Origin of the sequence: Roseibium sp. MMSF_3544 (assembly GCF_030732845.1) — a bacterium.
Taxonomy (GTDB): domain Bacteria; phylum Pseudomonadota; class Alphaproteobacteria; order Rhizobiales; family Stappiaceae; genus Roseibium.
In genome coordinates, this window is record NZ_JASHKA010000010.1 from 102,510 (window position 1) to 119,029 (window position 16,520).

Here is a 16,520-nt window from a genome sequence, read left to right on the forward strand (position 1 = left end):
GCCGCCTTGGCACAGTTGCGGGTGTTCACTGATCGAGAGCTTGCAGACATTGGACTGAGCCGTGGCTGCCTCACGCCCGAAGGGCTTGAGAATTGCAGCAGTCGGCGTTTACGCAGATGACAAAGGTGGCGGGTCGCAAAAACGACCCGCCATCACCTTGCGTGCTCGACGAGGTGCGACGCACCTGTCAACATGGGGCTACCGGTCACAAGCAACGTGACGGCATTGGATCGCAAATCGATCAAATTGTTTCTGCCCGCTCCCTTGTCTGCCAAGCCCGCGCGGCAGCCCTGAAATCAAGCCCCAACCTTGAACTGTGCGCTGATACCCAAGCCGTCCTTACCGGTTTTGATCTCGAATTTTTCTAGGCCCTCCATCTTTTCCCACACTTTGGGAGCAGCACCCAGCAAAGTCGGAGCTGCCTTGTGCGCTCCCCAACCGGTGGCGAAACCCAATGCAGCACCGCCCACAAGTGAAAAGACATCGGTGCGACCGGCAAGGGCTGCAAGACCAGCACCGCTGAGTGCACCCATGGTCGCCGTTACAAATTCGGACTTGTCGAGATTGTCGACGCGGTAGTCTGAATTCTCAATAGCGCTCCTGAAACGCTGTTGTTGATCCGGTGTCATGTCCGAATAACTGGACAGGACTGCTTCGGCTTCAGTATCCGCGTCAGCCACAGCGTCGAGAACGACAGATCCTCCATCAACAAGAGCTTCCGTGTTCCGCGCATTTTGAATGACACTGCTTGCAGGTTTGGTAGATCGAATACTCATTTTTGTATCTCATCTGTAAAAATGTTTGAAATCGGCCGAAAAGGCCACAACAACCAATAGTACAGGCCGTCAAACAAGTACACTCACTTTACGGAAGCTGTCAGGACGTTTTTGGAACGGCTAAGGAGCCTTTTCGTGCGATCGCCTGTCGATCTTTCCCGGTATCTTTGCGTGGTTGATTCAAAGGTTCTCCGCACTGGCGGCTTCGAACCGCCGTCGATGTCTTCGCTTGAGAGGTTTTGGTGTGAGCTACATTCTTTATTCCTACCCGGACTGCGCGAGCCATGTTGTGCGCATGGTGCTGGAAGAGCTGGGGACATCATACCGGGATGAGGTTGTTGATATGCGCGAAGGTGTTCACCGGAGCGCGGAATTTCTGCGGCTCAATCCCCGCGGCATGGTTCCGGTGCTTGCGGATGTGGCTACGGGTGCCACGCTCTCGGAGACTGGCGCGATCCTGAATTTTCTCGCCGAACAAAGCGGCCGCCTGGCGCCACCCCCGACAGATCCAAAGGCAAGGGCGACTTTTCTGCAATGGCTGTATTTTCTCTCCAACACGCTGCACGCTGACGCGCAGGTCCAGTACTACACGGAACGCTATGTGGGCGATGATCTGGCAGAGGCCGCCAGGCCGACAATTCACGAGCGAATGCGAGCCCACTATGCCATGATTGAAGCTGCCATTGCGAAGCATGGCGGGCCCTGGTTGCTCGGCAAGGACCTCAGCATGTGCGACTTTTACCTGGGTGGATGCGTGCGCTGGTCACTGGTCGCGCCGCGGCATGCGCCGCTCGAACCCGAAGCGGTGACGAGACATCTGCACTTAAGCGCTTTGCTCGAAAACCTGGAAAACCGTGCAAGCGTCAAACGAGCCTTCGACGCCGAAGACACCCCTCGCTCGGCCTACTTCCGCGCACCGGTGCGGTCCGACAGAACCAGGGAAATGCCAGGCTAACTGGGGAGAGACTCCTTCCTGACTTGAAGTCAGCAGGGTAAAAGCAACTCACATTGCACGCCAAATACAGGCCATTCACCATCATTCATGATCGCTGACTCTGGCTTCTACTGAGGATCAACGGGGCAATTGATCGAAACGAGCAGATTGATTTTAAGACAGTGGCGTTTGGAGGAACAACCGTTTGTGAATGCCATTCTTGGCGATCCGGACGTCATGCAGTTCAGTGATCGAGGGGTTCTTGGCGAAAAAGACCAGGCCGCCTGGCTTCAAAATGCAATCGCCTCTAACGACCAATATTCATTGCCAGGTTTCTTTGCGATCGAACGCAGGCAGGATCGACGCATCATCGGATATATAAGCCTTTCCAGAGACTTAACGAGGGTGGAGCGTGGGGAGGCCGAGATCGGCTTTCGTCTTGCGAAGCAGGCCTGGGGACAAGGCTACGCAAGTGAAGCAGTCGCAGCAATGATCGAGACCTTTGCGCACTTGCCTGCAACTGCCAAGATTGTTGCAATTGTCGATCCCCACAATCTGAAATCCGTCAAAGTCCTTGAGAAAGCCGGCATGGCCTACTGCCGTGACATCATGTTTCCGGGCTACGATTATCCGGATCATCTTTACGTTCGTGATCTGAAAACCTGAGCGCATTTACGCGCCTCCAAAGTCCCCCCAATTCACAAAATGTCATTGAACATACAAAGCAATCTTTACACGACGCCTAGCAACAGGCTTTAATTTCAGTCAGCCAAATGCATTGGCCTTGATCAGGGAGGACAAGGACGTGCAAGCCACAGACGCGACGAATCCGGAATATTTTCACAAGGTCGTCGACTGCCAATATGCCTGTCCGGCGCACACGCCGGTGCCGGCCTATATTCGCCTGATCGCCCAGCAGCGCTACACCGACGCCTATCTGATCAACTGGGAAAGCAACGTCTTTCCGGGCGTACTTGGCCGCACGTGCGACCGGCCTTGCGAGCCGGCCTGCCGGCGCGGACGGGTGGAAGAAGAGCCAGTTGCGATCTGCCGCCTGAAACGTGTTGCCGCCGACTTCAAGGACGAGGTCGCCGGGATGCTGCCCAAGGCGGGGCCACCCAACGGCAAGAAGATCGCCCTGATCGGTGCCGGTCCGGCGTCGCTGACGGTTGCCCGCGATCTCGCCCCGCTCGGCTATGAGCTGCACCTTTATGATGAGCAAGCCAAGGGCGGCGGCTTCATGCGCAGCCAGATCCCCTCGTTCAGGTTGCCGGAAAGCGTGCTCGACGAGGAGATTGGTTACATTCTTGACATGGGCGGCATCACAACCGTGTTCGACACCTATGTCGACAGCATGGCCGAGATGCTCAACAAGGGGTACGACGCGATCTTCGTTGGTTCCGGCGCACCGCGCGGGCGCGACCTGCCCAAGCTGCCCGGCCGCAAGGAAGCGGATGCCAATATCCATATCGGCATCAACTGGCTGGCCAATGTCGCTTTTGAACACACAAAGGAAATCGGCAAGCGCGTGATTGTGCTGGGGGGCGGCAACACCGCCATGGACTGCTGCCGTACCTCGCGCCGGCTTGGCGGCGAGGACGTCAAGGTGATCGTGCGCAGCCCGTTTGCCGAGATGAAGGCCTCGCCCTGGGAAAAGGAAGATGCCATTCACGAAGGCATCCCGATCATCGACAACCATGTGCCGCGCGAATTTGTGCTCGAGAATGGCAAGCTGGTCGGCATGACCTTCGACAAAGTCCAGCCGGTTTATCACAAGGATGGGCACCGGGAGCTGGTACCGACCGGAGAGGAGCCGGAATTTTACCCGTGCGACGACGTGTTGGTCGCCATCGGCCAGGAAAATGCCTTTCCATGGATCGAAAAGGAAACCGGCATCCGTTTTACAAGCTGGGGTACGCCGATCATCAACGACGACGAGACCTTCCAGTCGACCCGCAAGGAAGTGTTTTTCGGCGGCGATTCCGCCTTTGGACCTTCGAACATCATCACCGCGGTGGCTCATGGCCACAAGGCAGCGGTCTCGATCGACTTTTATTGCCAGGGCAAGACCCTGTCCAAGCGTCCGCCGCCGCACGTCACACTGATTGGCCAGAAGATGGGCATTCACGAATGGAGCTATGATTCCATTCCGATTACCGACGAGCGCAAGATTGTGCCGCTGGAGGATCTGAAAAAATCACTCAACGACCGCATGGTGGAAGTTGAGCTGGGCTTTGATGCGGAAGCCGCTTTCATTGAGGCGGAACGCTGCCTGAACTGCGACGCGCAAACGGTGTTTACCGATTCCAACTGCATCGAGTGCGATGCCTGCCAGGACATCTGCCCGACCAATTGCATCACCTTCACGCAGAATGCGCCCGAAAAGGAATTGCGCGCCAAACTGCTGGTGCCCGCGGACAACACCGAACAGGATCTTTATGTCTCCGGCACGCTGCCCACCGGTCGTGTCATGGTCAAGGACGAGGATGTCTGCCTGCATTGCGGCCTGTGCGCCGAGCGATGTCCGACCGCGGCCTGGGATATGCAGATGTTCTTCTACAACACGGCCAAGGCGACGCCCAACCTGGTGGATGTCAAATGAAGCAGATCAAGGGCGTCAACGATTTCGTGGTCAAATTCGCCAATGTCAACGGGACCGGGTCGGCATCGGCCAACCACCTGTTCGCCAAGGCGATCTTCCGGATGGGCGTGCCGGTCAGCCCGCGCAACATCTTCCCCTCCAATATCCAGGGACTACCAACCTGGTATGAGGTGAGGGTCAGTGCCAAGGGCTATCTCGGCCGACGCGGCGGTGTCGACCTGATGCTGTGCGTGAACCCGCAGACGATGGAAGACGACATCGCCAGCATCGAGCCGGGCGGGTATTTCGTTTACGATTCAACGCGGCCGTTGGCACCGCATCTGAAGCGCGACGACATCACCACCTTCGGCATCCCGCTGACGGAAATGTGCATGCGCGAGTTCAAGGTCGCGCGGCTTCAGCAGCTCTTGAAGAATGTGGTTTATGTCGGTGCCCTGGCGGCGCTCCTCGATATCGAGTTCTCGATCCTCAAGGATCTCTTGAACGATCAGTTCAAGGGCAAGGAAAAGCTGATCTCGCCGAACGTGCACGCGCTGGAAATGGGCTATCAGTTCGCCCAGGAAAACTTCAAGTGTCCGCTGCCGATCCGGCTGGATCCGAGCGTTATCGACGCTCCGCATATCCGCGAGAGCAAGCATATTCTGATGAACGGAAACACTGCAGCGGCGCTCGGAGCCATCTATGGCGGGGCGACGGTTGCGGCATGGTATCCGATCACTCCGTCAACATCGGTGGTCGACGCCTTCTCGAAATATGCAGAGCGAATGCGGATCGACCCGGGTACGGGCAAACGCAACTTCGCGATCATTCAGGCCGAGGACGAACTGGCCGCTATGGGCATCGTCGTCGGCGCCAGCTGGAACGGGGCGCGGGCCTTCACCGCGACATCCGGACCGGGGCTTTCCCTGATGAGTGAATTCCTGGGTCTTGCCTATTTCGCGGAGTTGCCGGTCGTCCTGATCGATGTCCAGCGATCCGGCCCATCCACCGGCATGCCGACCCGCAGTCAGCAGTCGGACATTCTCGCGGCCGCCTATGCCAGCCATGGCGATACGAAACACGTTCTTTTGTTCCCGGCGACGCCGCGCGAATGTTTCGACATGACCGTTGAGGCCTTTGATCTTGCAGAACAGCTGCAAACACCGGTCATCATGATGTCGGATCTGGATTTGGGCATGAACGACTGGATGTCGCCGCCGCTCGAATGGGACGACAATTATGAAATGAGCCGCGGCAAGGTGCTGGACGCGGACGCGCTGGACACTGCGCAGAGCTGGGGACGTTACGTCGACGTGGACGGTGACGGCATCTGCTACCGCACGTTGCCCGGCACGCATCCGGACAAGGGTGCATTCTTCACACGAGGCTCGTCCAAGAACGACATGGCGATTTATTCCGAAAAGGGCGAGGATTACGTTCAGAACGTGGACCGGCTTTTGCGCAAGTTCGAAACCGCGAAGTCCTACGTTCCCGTGCCCAAGGTTCATGACCCGATCCCGGTGGCGAAACCGAAGACCAAGCTGAAGCTCGGTGCGCTCTTTTTCGGCACGTCGGCCTCACCGTCCTATGAGGCGGTCGAAATCCTGGCCGATGAAGGGTATCCGATTGACGTCATGCGGATCCGCGCCTTTCCCTTCCACGAAAGCCTCGACGCCTTCGTTCACGAGCATGACCTCGTGTTCGTGATCGAACAGAATCGCGATGGCCAGATGCGCCAGCTGATCATGAACGAGTGTCATATTGCCCCTGACAAACTGACGTCGGTTCTCAATTACTCCGGGACACCGATAACGGCGCGCACAATCGCCCGCCAGATCCGTCAGGCGCTGAATGCGACCAGTGCCGACATTGTCAAGCTGCATCCGGAGACCGCCTGATGTCCTACTACAAGCCGAAATTCCAGCATCCGAAACTGCCGAAAAACGAGCTTGGGTACACCGTTGCCGATTACGACGGCGCCGTTTCGACGCTGTGTGCAGGCTGCGGACACGACAGCATCTCGGCGGCCATCCGCAATGCCTGTTTCCTCTCCGCCATCCCGCCGCACCGGATCGCCAAATTGTCCGGCATTGGCTGTTCCTCCAAGATGCCCACCTACTTTCTGGGCAGGAGCCACGGGTTCAATTCCGTGCACGGGCGAATGCCGTCAGTCGCAACGGGTGCCAGCGTTGCCAACCGGGATCTGATCTATCTCGGCGTTTCCGGTGACGGCGACACAGCCTCCATCGGCATGGGTCAGTTCGTTCACCTGATCAGGCGCAACGTCAACATGACCTATATCGTCGCCAACAACGGCTGTTACGGATTGACCAAGGGTCAGGACAGCGCGACAGCCGATCTCGGCTCGGTTGGCAAATACGGTACGAAAAATCCGTTTGACGGGATTGACCTGGCCAGTCTCGCGGTTCTGCAGGGTGCAAGCTTTGTCGGACGCAGTTTTTCCGGCGACAAGGAGCAGCTCGAGCCGCTCATCCGCGCAGCCATGGCGCACCGTGGGTTTGCCTTTATCGATGTCGTTTCGCCATGCGTGACCTTTGCCAACAATGTCGGCTCAACGAAGAGCTACGCCGCCACGCGTGAAAATCTCGACGCGATGCCGATCGACTTCGTACCGATGCGCGAGGAGATCAGGACCCAGTACAAGGAAGGGTCCAGCCAGACGGTGACGCTCCACGATGGATCGATTATCCATCTTCTCAAGGCACGCAAGGACTACAAGGCCGATAGCCGAGAAGACGCGCTGATGGCCCTGCAAAAGGCCAACAGCACTGGAAAGGTCCTGACCGGGCTCTTGTACCTCGATCCGAACTCGCAGGATCTCAACCAGGTCCTGGAACTTGCCAGCAAACCGCTGAACAGCCTGGGCATGGACGAGCTGTGTCCGGGCAGCCGGGTTCTAAAGAGCATCAACGAGGGTTTGCGCTAACAGCGGTCCACAAAACGCGCGCATTGATAACCCCTATCCCGATCCGTGGCCTTGCCTTGTTCAATCGCGGAATGAAGCCCGAGCGCAGTGATATTTGGTGAAACGATGACCTAGCGCTCTGTGAGCTTCAACTCGATGCGGCGGTTCTTCGCGAGCGCGTCCGGGGTTTCCCCCTCCTCGAGCGGCTGGAACTCGCCGAAACCGGCAGCGACCAGGCGCTTGGGATCAACGCCTTTCTCGATCAGATAACGGACAACTGAGATCGCGCGGGCGGCGGAGAGTTCCCAGTTGTTGCGCAGGCGGCCTGCGCCCGAAAGAGGACGTGCATCCGTGTGACCGTCAACGCGCAGCACCCAGTTGATTTCGTCGGGTATCTGAGCGCTTAACTCCTGGATCGCCTCGGCAAGCTTGTCGAGTTCCTGTTCACCTGCGGGATTGATGTCCTCAGAACCGGAATCAAACAGAACTTCCGACTGGAAGACGAAACGGTCACCAACAACGGATATATCGGAACGCTGCGAAAGGATTTCGCGCAGGCGGCCGAAGAAGTCGGACCGGTAGCGCGAGAGCTCCTGAACCCGTTGGACGAGTGCGGCGTTGAGACGGCGGCCGAGGCTGGCAATCTTTGCCTGGCTCTCGGCTTCTTTGGCTTCGGAGGCTTCAAGCGCGGCATTGGCTGCCGCGATCTGGCGACGCAGGGCAGCGATCTGCTGGTTGAGAAGCTCCACCTGTGCGAGCGCCTGCTGGCTGACCTGCCGTTCGTCGTCGAGCAGGTTTTCAAGCTGCGCGGCACGGCCGCCAGCGGCATCGGCTGCTCCGGAACTGTTTTCCAGAAGACCTAGGAGGCGCGATTGCTCGGCTTCCGCGTCGGACAGACTTGCCTGCAGACCCAGGATCGTGTCCTCGAGTTCGCCCGACGTTGCGCGCTCCAGCGCCAGCAATTCGGTCAATTCGCTGATCTGGGCGTTCAGCCGGTTCAAGACGGTGTCCCGGCCGGAAAGCTGCTGGGACAGGAAGAACTGCGCGATCATGAAAATCGACAGCAGGAAAATGATCACGAGCAGGAGCGTGGCCATCGCATCGACGAAGCCGGGCCAGTAATCCGTTGTCTGGGCGCGGCGGCGGGCGCGCAGTCCTGCGGCCATTGATCCTTACTCCTTCGCGCGGTCGAACGCTGCGGAAATCGAGGTCAGCAATCCCTCGATCTTCTTTTGCTGCTCACCCTGGGTTTCGGCCCAGTCGCGCATCATCTGCTGCTCGGAGCGCACATGTTTGACGAGCCCCTGGATGCCTTCGGCAAGATTGGCCATCGCCTGGCTGGCATTCTTGCTGCCGCCTTCCTCGATGCTCTTCTGCAGGGACTGGATGGAGGCCTGGATCTGCTCGACGCCTGGCGAATCCGGCGTGCCGAACATGCCGTCTTCCGGATCAATATCGGTGACGGTGGAGAGCCAGTCTTCCAGTTCATTGTAGAACCGGTTCTGTGCCTGACCCGCCTGCAGGTCTAGAAAGCCGAGGACAAGCGATCCCGTCAAACCGAAAAGTGACGACGAAAACGCCGTTCCCATGCCGGAGAGCGGGGCTTCCAGCCCGGCCTTGAGGTCTTCGAAAATAACGTTCGCGTCGCCCGATCCGACGTCAAGCGACTGGATGGTTGCACCGACCGAGCTGACGGTCTGCAAGAGCCCCCAGAAGGTGCCAAGCAGGCCGAGGAAAACGAGAAGCCCGGTGAGATAGCGGGACATCTCACGCGATTCTTCCAGGCGCATGCCGATGGAATCGAGAATCGATCTTGCGGTCGTCGGCGTCAGGGCCATGTCGCCGGCCTTGTTGCCGAGAAGGGCTGCCATCGGCGCCAGCAGAACCGGGGAGCGGGTGTCGAGTGCCGGATCACCCATCCGGAAACTGTTGACCCATGAAATTTCCGGGAATAGCCGGATTACCCTGCCGAACAGCAGGAGCACTCCGAAAACGCCAACCAGAACGATCAGGCCGTTGAGCCCGGGGTTGCTTAGGAAGGCAGTGGAGATTTGCGGAAACAGGATGAAGGCAATGAAGGCGACGATCACCAGAAAGATGATCATGAAAGTCAGATACGCCCTCGGGCTGGACAGGCTGTAGGGGTCAAATTCACGGGCCATATTGCGCAATCAATCACCTACTATGAAGGTAACTCCTTGATAGCGTGATTTTTAACGCCTTGGAAACCTCTTATCGCTGCAAGGGGTCAATAATGTCTGGAAAGCCTGGAAAGACGGGTTTTGGCGGCGGTTTTTCGCCTGGACGACAGCGTTCAGAGTGAACCGCTTGAGCGCCGCCAACCAAAATACTGGACGGCTTGAGGCCGGTCTTTCAATTTCCAAAAAAGAACATGTTCCTTTGCAACTTTGGCACCGCAATTCACATGCAAATGTCATCTTTCCTTGAGACGTTTGGCCAGGAGTTGCACCAACAGAAGTCCGTGACCACCGCCTGCTTCTTTGTTTTTCAAGGTATTTAAGGGACGCCCAACATGCGTTACGTCGATATTCCTTCCCTTGCCGACATCAAAAGACTGGCGCAAAAACGCCATCCGGCGAGCCTGAGTTTTTCCTTGAGAACAACGCCTGTAACGCAGGAAGCCCAGCAGGATCGGATCAAGTTTTCCAATCTCGCGCATGATGCCCTGCAGCAGATCGACGAAGGGCTGATTTCCAAGTCTGACTATGCGGCGCTTGAAGCCAGCCTGGCCGATATTTCCGACGACGATGAGTTCTGGGCGCACCAGTCCGAGAGCCTTGTGGTCTTTGCGACGCCAGACAGGATCAAGACATTTCGTCTGCCCAATCACCTGAGCGATGCCGTTGAGGTTTCGGACAGGTTTCATCTGACCCCTCTGCTGCGCGCCGTTGCGTTTCCGCACCATGCCATTGCTCTCGTGCTGGGACAAAACGGTGCACGTGTGATTGAGATAACCGGCGATCGTCCTGCGGGTGAAATCAAGGTGCCTGACATGCCGACCGACGCTGCCAGCGTCGCCGGAAAGGCCAGCATTCTCGGTCGGTCGCCGAAGGGGCGTTTGCAAGGAAGCGAAGGCCAAAAGGTGCATCTTCTGGCCTATTCAAGACGTGTCGACGCTGCGATGCGCTCCTTGCTGGCGGGCAGCGATGTACCGCTTATCCTTATTGCGCTTGAGCCATTGAGATCGATTTTCTTGTCCGTCTGCAATTATGACAACGTGCTGCATGGGCATGCGGAAGGCATTGCCGAGGACAGCACGGACGCCGAGATCGCTGCAGCCTCGCGGAGTTTGCTCGACTCCTATTATGAGGCTCTGCTTGAAAGTGTTCGCGATACGTATGCCGGCCGCGTCGACGACCGGCGGGCAACCGACAGCATCAGCGAGATTGCGAGGCTGGCGACAAATGGTGGCGTCGAGACGCTTCTGGTGAACATGGAGACAGCGCTTCCCGGACGCGTGGATGATCTGTCCGGAGCGATCAGCTATTCAGAATCCAAGAGCCCGGACAGCTATGACGTGCTGTCGGAGATTGCCTGCCGCGTTATCCGGACCGGCGGCGAGGTCAACAGCGTACGGCAGGAAGACCTGCCGGGTTCTGCCCCGGTTGCCGCGTTGCTGCGATATCCAATCTGAAGGTGGACGCTTCCGGGACCGCCGGAGAGAAGGTTGAGACAATTGTAATTGTGAAATTCACTTCAATTTAATTGCAAAGCGCCAAAAACAAGCGGTTGTTTCTTGGTCCGTACGGGAAACCCGAATTTTGCCCGCAATTGACAAAACCTACCGCTACGCACGCAGTTCTGAATATGTGACAACCGCTGCAGCTGATCAGCTTTGTCTTGTCAGCGACAGTGGTGCGGCACCTGACAGAGCCGAACGCTATCTCGAAGCACGCGCTCTCTTTCCAGATGTGACTGCCAAAGGATTAAGGGCAGTCTCCGAAACGGTGGGGGCGCGCTACTACGTCCCTCCTTCGATGCTGGCAAGGATCCTGCGCGAGGCTGATCCGGTTGCAACCGTCAGTCCAGGCGCGGTGCGGTTCGAGGGGTTCTCTGCCTGTTGCAGCGCTTACGCGCGGATGGACTTGAACGAAGGTGCGCTCGACGTCTCCTATCGCCGGAACGGGACCACAAATGTCGACTTCGGCCCGGACCTGCGCGCAGCGCTCGCAAATGTCGGAAAAGACACGGAGTTGAGGCTCTCGATCGAGGAAGATGCGGTCGGTATCACCCGGAACAACAAGAAGATCGTCGAAAAGAAAGTCCCATTGCCGCTGCGCTGGATTAAGGGATTTGCCGAAGTTCAGGTTGTTCTGTCGCAGATGCGGCCAGCGTTTCGATTGCCACGTGTTGCGGCTCAGCGTTTTTTGCGGGCGTTGCCCCGCGGGAAAAACGATCAGGCTCAATGGCTCTCTTTGCGCAATGGCGCTGTGCATATGGCGGCACGCCAAAGTGAAAGTGCGATCCCGTTGTGCGGCAGCCACAGGCTGCGTGTTCTGGAGCCAATGATCAGCCGGTCTGAGGGATTGGAAGTTTTCGTTTCAGATTCGACCGGTGCAAGCGCATGGGCCCTCGATTTCGGTACTCAGCGTTTCTGGCTGGTTCTGAACGCCGAGCCTTGGCGCGGCTTCTCGGGAGACGGCGGTACTCTGTCGGGCATGGCAAAATCGGGTGGTGACGCTGTTTCAGCACTTCTGGCGCAACTCAATTGGCAGGACCAGATCGACGTCGGCTCCCTGACCGATGCGACAGGATTGGACCGCCATGCCGTCGAACATGCCCTTGCGGAACTCGCGTCCAGAGGGCTGGTCGGCTTCGACCTCAGCCGGAACGGCTATTTCCACCGCGTCCTTCCGTTCGATCTGGCGCCGCTCGACACACTCAATCCGCGTCTGAAAGCAGCGAAAAAGCTGGTTGAGAACGGGGCGGTGACGCTGACAGCTTCGGGAGCGAAGGTCGCGAGTGAGGGCGCCGTTCACAGCGTAAGCCAAAGTGACGAGGGATGGCAGTGTACTTGTCCCTGGTTCGCCAGGAACGGTCGCCAGCGGGGCCCATGCAAACACGTTCTGGCAGTTGAACTGCAACTGGAGACGCAGGAATGAACGACGAAGAGTTTCTTTCGATCCTGACCAGGAACAAGGCGCGCGCCGCCCTTGATGCTCTGGCTGCGATCCCGGCCTCAGAGCGGCGCAAGCATGCGAAAGCGGTTGCCAAGCTCTACACTGACCACGTCCTGTTTGGCTTTCAGCATGACAAAAGCAAAGGCAAAAAACCGCGCGATCCGGATGCCGTGGTCGTGGGGCTGTTCGCGACTGCGACTTTGTCGGAATTCAAAAAGCTCGGCTATGTTCCCATACCGTCATCCGTTCCGATCGAAGACGTTTTCAATATCCTCGCTCTCGACTGGGCTCAGGGCCTTGTCGACTACGAGGTCGAGAACAACCCGCACGCAATCGGAGCCGTGGCGCCGCTGTGGCAGAACGGACTGGCAAGCCGGCCGGAGAGCGATGCGATTATTCTCGGATATTACGGTCTCTGGCACGAACGCTGGGGCATCGACGAAGAGGTCCTTCTGTCCCGGGACGTGTGGCGTTTTTTCGAGGTTGAAGGCAGTGGTGAATTCAGTCTGGCCAACCACGACAAGTTCGCCAAGCAGGGCATGACTACCTGGTCCGCCCGACTGATCAACTATGCAGCGGAAGGGAGGCTCGACCGGCAGAGACTGCTCGACGCGTCCCTCGATGCGCTGGATCGGGATTTCGGGCAGTACCGGGCCGGCTGGTATTCCCGCTTCCATTCGGCACTTGAACCGACCGAGGCGGAGATCGCCGCGCGCGCTGAACGCTACATATCGCTGTTGTCGTCTTCAGTGCCACCGACCGTTTCGTTTGCGTTGAAATATGTGCAGGCGCTGGAAAAGGTGTCTGCTCTTGAGCCAGCTCATTTACTGTCAAATCTGGAACCCGTTCTGCAGGCTCGCGCGAAGGGGCCTGCGCTTGCCGCATTGAAGCTTGTCGAGAAGGCGGCAAAGCGCGACGCATCGATCAGCTCCGAGGCAGCACACGCGGCGTCGCTCGCTCTGGTCTCTGAAGATCCGGGCGTGCAGGGAAAGGCGCTGGATCTCATTGAAAAGCTGGATCAGGGCGCGCGGGAGGATGTCCGTGCAGTCTTGTCCGACTACGTCGATTTGGTCGCCCCATCAGTTCGGACCCGGATCGCGACCATGGTGGGAACCACAACGCAGCAGGTCGTGGCCGAAGACGTCCTTGTGCCGGATGCACCAGCGGTGCCGCCAATCCTGCCGGTCAACAGCGCACAGGAAGCTTTTGCCCTGTTCCTGAAGGTTCTTGAGGCGCCTCGCGACCCGTTCGAAGTCGAGCGAGCCGTTGACGGCATCTCGCGGTTTGGAGTGGAGTTGCGGAAGGACGAGACGGTCCTGTCGCCACTTAAGAAACGCGCCAGACAAGTCTGGAAGAAACCGGGTGATACAGAAATCCGCGCCGTTCTTGCGCTCACCGGTCTTGCGCTGAGCGAGGGCACGGCAATGGAGTTGCTGCGGCGCGAGGAAGACAATGGCGACTACCGCCGGCAGACCGAAGACACCAGGGTCCAAAGTCTGCACCTTGCCCGGAACGCGGAAATGACAGACCGCGTTCTGGCCGGCAGTTCTCTTCCGCTGCTCTCGTTGCCGAGCGACAGCTCCGGGACGGTCAGTGCCAGCCAGCTCTTGGCAAGACTGGCGGAATACCATCGTGCTGGTGAAACCCCCGGCATCGCCGATCTGTCGCTGGCGCTCATGCGCCTTGGCGGCGAGGACCGGAGCACCCTTGAAGACTTGCCGCGTACTTCCGAAGCAGAGCGGGCGGTTGCCTATGCGATGGGGCAGGATGTGGATGTGGGCCCGACCCCGGAATTGTGGGCGGCGGCGTGGTGCGCGAGACGGCCCATCGCAGAAGACAAGCGCGTTGTGTCGCTCTTCGAGAAGCCTCTGCCGGACTGCGGCATAGCTGCGAAAATGAAATTGAATGTCATTCGGAAAGAGAGCCCGGGTGGCGACTATTTCTGGGTCAAGATCGAGGTGCCTATCACACCGGAGCTGAGCGAAGAGAGTAACATGCGCCGCTCGGCGCCTGTCCAATCTGGCGCTAACCGATCCTACCCGCTTCTTGATTGCGGACACTCGTTTGCAGATGTCGCCTGGGCGTCACTCGTGCGCCCGGCTGCGCCGGATCTGTTCTTCCGGCAAGCGATGCTTCATCAGGATGTCTGGCAAAAACTGACGGACAATCATACGCGTGCTTACCTGGAGCCGTTTTTCCGGCCGGGGCCTGATGTCGGCCCGCTCGGAGCCGGGGTGCTTGCTTACTACATGGCTGTCGAGGACAAGTCGGTAACCTCCCTTGCGGGAGAGGCTGCTGTGAGCCTTCTTTCAGAGGGACGGTTGGCAACCACGCTGTTTGCAGAAGCGGTCAAGACGTTCATGCTGTCCGGTGCGTTGCCGACGACGCGATGGACAAAAGGGTTCGCCGCCATGGCACAGGCAGGTGCCTCCGCTCACGTTCGTGAAGCGATCGCTTTCATCCTGGATTTTCCGGCTGAGCAGTGCCCGCGGGATATGGGTGGCATGCTGGAGCTGTTCTACGAGTTGCATGTTGCGGCGGGGACGGCACCCGACCGGCCGGAGACAGTCGCATGTCTGAAATCCATTCCAGGCGGCGGAAAGGTGTCGAAGTTTTCAAGCAAACTGCTGTCTCTCGCAAAACAGGCAGCGTGAGGCTCTTGGGTACGGACCCCAGGGTCAGATTCGCTCAAGATCTGCTATCTGCGTTTTCGGGTTCGAGAGCTGTCTGGCCCAAGCGCGTGAGCAGCGTGCACAAAGCTTCCGGGGTTTTGTCTGCCAGGGCCTCCAATTGAAAGTTTTTCCTCATCAAGGAAACGCCGAAAAGGATCGCCAGGAGCAGCGCGGCCCGTTCCTGCGCTTGCGCACCCCCCAGCTTTTCAGCAAGCGGATCGGCAAGCTTTTGTTGCACCATGCCGCGGATCATGTCGCCCATTTCGGGATCAATGACATTTGCCAGGAGCATGGTGAAAACATTTGCAGCGTCCCTTTCCGGATCAAAGGGGTGCGCAAAACTTTCTGCGGCCTTTTGAAGGAGATCTTCCGGTGCTGCCATCAGCGGCTCCCAGGTCGGGATTTCGGCCAGCGTCGCCTCGAACAGACCCTGCTTGCCTCCGAAATAGCGTGATACCAGCGCCGCATCTACACCGGCGGCACCGGTGATGTCGCGGACAGAGACATTCGAATAGCCGCGCGTCCAGAACAGGTCCCTGGCCGTGTGAATGAGTTTTTCTTTTGTTGAGACTGACTTGCCCATGCCCTCCGACTAGACGCTTGGGAGAAATTTGTCAACGACTGTTGACTTTGTGATCAGGCGACACTATCTCCCAAGTCAACAGTCGTTGACTTTTTCAGGAGAAAAACATGCCAAACACAGCGCTTATTACCGGAGCGTCCTCCGGTATCGGAATGGAGTTCGCTCGCTATCATGCCAAAAAAGGTGGCGATCTTGTTGTCGTCGCCCGGCGGCAAGAGCCGCTTGAGGCGCTCAAGGCAGAGTTGGAAAATGCCCACGGTGTCAGTGTTTTGGTGATCGCCCAGGACATCGGGTCTCCCGAAGAAGCCACGAAACTGTTCAACACCGTAAAAGCGCAAAACATCGACGTCGACATCTTGATCAACAATGCGGGTTTTGGCGGGCACGGCAGCTTTCTGGGGCGCGACCTTGCGAAGGATCAGGCGATGATTGATCTGAACATCTCTGCGCTCGTGACGCTCAGTCACCTGTTCGGAAATGACATGAAGGCCAGAAATGGCGGCAAGATGCTGCAGGTTTCCTCGACAGCCAGCTTCATGCCAGGCCCCTACCAGGCCGTCTATTTTGCGACAAAAGCTTTCGTTACCTCGTTCAGCCAAGCCATCGACCAGGAAATGCGCAAGTATGGCATCACGTCAACGGCGCTATGCCCCGGGCTGGTCAACACGGAGTTTGTGGCGACCGCAGATCTTGCCGGCACAGGCCTTGCGAACCAAAAGGGCGCAACACCGGCATCCGTTGCGAAGTGCGGCTATGATGCGATGATGAAAGGCGAGTTGATTGCCATCAACGATCCAAAGCTTTCAATGATGCTGAACTGGCTCACGCCATTGATGCCACGCCGCCAGGTGCTGAAGATGGTCGCGAACATGCAGGCCAAGTAGGTTTCGCGGGAGGTCTCGAAATC

Annotated in this window: 13 protein-coding genes; 9 read left to right on the forward strand and 4 right to left on the reverse strand. The window is 58.1% G+C overall.

All coding sequences use genetic code 11. The features are described 5' to 3' along the window. Nucleotides 1–296: 296 nt before the first annotated feature. Nucleotides 297–776 (reverse strand): hypothetical protein, encoded by a 480-nt coding sequence (locus RBB47_RS15980; protein ID WP_305986850.1) that lies wholly within the window; start codon nucleotides 774–776, stop codon nucleotides 297–299. A 244-nt stretch (nucleotides 777–1,020) separates the two neighbouring features. Between RBB47_RS15980 and RBB47_RS15985 the strand changes: the two genes are divergently transcribed. The 5 genes from RBB47_RS15985 to RBB47_RS16005 all read left to right on the forward strand — a co-directional run bounded on the left by RBB47_RS15985 (nucleotide 1,021) and on the right by RBB47_RS16005 (nucleotide 7,238). Further along, the gene (locus RBB47_RS15985; RefSeq protein ID WP_305986851.1) at nucleotides 1,021–1,731 is read left to right on the forward strand and encodes a glutathione S-transferase family protein; all 711 of its coding nucleotides are present in this window, start codon (nucleotides 1,021–1,023) and stop codon (nucleotides 1,729–1,731) included. 147 nt (nucleotides 1,732–1,878) lie between these two features. Further along, nucleotides 1,879–2,376 (forward strand): GNAT family N-acetyltransferase, encoded by a 498-nt coding sequence (locus tag RBB47_RS15990; protein ID WP_305986976.1) that lies wholly within the window; start codon nucleotides 1,879–1,881, stop codon nucleotides 2,374–2,376. 139 nt (nucleotides 2,377–2,515) lie between these two features. Further along, nucleotides 2,516–4,312 (forward strand): FAD-dependent oxidoreductase, encoded by a 1,797-nt coding sequence (locus RBB47_RS15995; protein WP_305986852.1) that lies wholly within the window; start codon nucleotides 2,516–2,518, stop codon nucleotides 4,310–4,312. Further along, nucleotides 4,309–6,189, forward strand: coding sequence for a 2-oxoacid:acceptor oxidoreductase subunit alpha (locus tag RBB47_RS16000; RefSeq protein WP_305986853.1), 1,881 nt, complete (start codon nucleotides 4,309–4,311; stop codon nucleotides 6,187–6,189). The genes RBB47_RS15995 and RBB47_RS16000 overlap by 4 nt, the downstream gene beginning before the upstream one ends. Then, on the forward strand, nucleotides 6,189–7,238 hold the full coding sequence (locus tag RBB47_RS16005; protein WP_305986854.1) for a 2-oxoacid:ferredoxin oxidoreductase subunit beta: 1,050 nt from the start codon (nucleotides 6,189–6,191) through the stop codon (nucleotides 7,236–7,238). Before RBB47_RS16000 ends, RBB47_RS16005 begins: the two co-directional genes overlap by 1 nt. Nucleotides 7,239–7,348: 110 nt before the next feature. Here the strand turns inward: RBB47_RS16005 and RBB47_RS16010 are convergent, their stop codons facing one another. Both RBB47_RS16010 and RBB47_RS16015 read right to left on the reverse strand, forming a co-directional pair. Beyond that, nucleotides 7,349–8,383, reverse strand: a complete 1,035-nt coding sequence (locus RBB47_RS16010; protein WP_305986855.1) for a peptidoglycan -binding protein — start codon at nucleotides 8,381–8,383, stop codon at nucleotides 7,349–7,351. Nucleotides 8,384–8,389: 6 nt separating this feature from the next. Next, nucleotides 8,390–9,379, reverse strand: a complete 990-nt coding sequence (locus RBB47_RS16015; RefSeq protein WP_305986856.1) for a flagellar motor protein MotA — start codon at nucleotides 9,377–9,379, stop codon at nucleotides 8,390–8,392. Nucleotides 9,380–9,750: 371 nt separating this feature from the next. On the opposite strand from RBB47_RS16015, the gene RBB47_RS16020 reads away from it, so the two are divergent. The 3 genes from RBB47_RS16020 (at nucleotide 9,751) to RBB47_RS16030 (ending at nucleotide 15,012) form a co-directional block, all read left to right on the forward strand. Beyond that, nucleotides 9,751–10,872: a hypothetical protein gene (locus RBB47_RS16020; protein WP_305986857.1), complete on the forward strand. Its 1,122-nt coding sequence runs from the start codon at nucleotides 9,751–9,753 to the stop codon at nucleotides 10,870–10,872. A 127-nt stretch (nucleotides 10,873–10,999) separates the two neighbouring features. Continuing rightward, nucleotides 11,000–12,340, forward strand: a complete 1,341-nt coding sequence (locus RBB47_RS16025; protein ID WP_305986858.1) for an SWIM zinc finger family protein — start codon at nucleotides 11,000–11,002, stop codon at nucleotides 12,338–12,340. Continuing rightward, nucleotides 12,337–15,012 carry a DUF6493 family protein gene (locus RBB47_RS16030; RefSeq protein WP_305986859.1) on the forward strand — a complete coding sequence of 892 codons (2,676 nt, stop codon included), beginning with the start codon at nucleotides 12,337–12,339 and terminating at the stop codon, nucleotides 15,010–15,012. The genes RBB47_RS16025 and RBB47_RS16030 overlap by 4 nt, the downstream gene beginning before the upstream one ends. A 34-nt stretch (nucleotides 15,013–15,046) precedes the next feature. On the opposite strand, the gene RBB47_RS16035 is transcribed toward RBB47_RS16030, so the two are convergent. Beyond that, nucleotides 15,047–15,613, reverse strand: coding sequence for a TetR family transcriptional regulator (locus tag RBB47_RS16035; RefSeq protein ID WP_305986860.1), 567 nt, complete (start codon nucleotides 15,611–15,613; stop codon nucleotides 15,047–15,049). Between the two features lie 107 nt (nucleotides 15,614–15,720). On the opposite strand from RBB47_RS16035, the gene RBB47_RS16040 reads away from it, so the two are divergent. Further along, nucleotides 15,721–16,497, forward strand: coding sequence for an SDR family oxidoreductase (locus RBB47_RS16040; RefSeq protein WP_305986861.1), 777 nt, complete (start codon nucleotides 15,721–15,723; stop codon nucleotides 16,495–16,497). The last annotated feature ends 23 nt before the right edge of the window (nucleotides 16,498–16,520 follow it).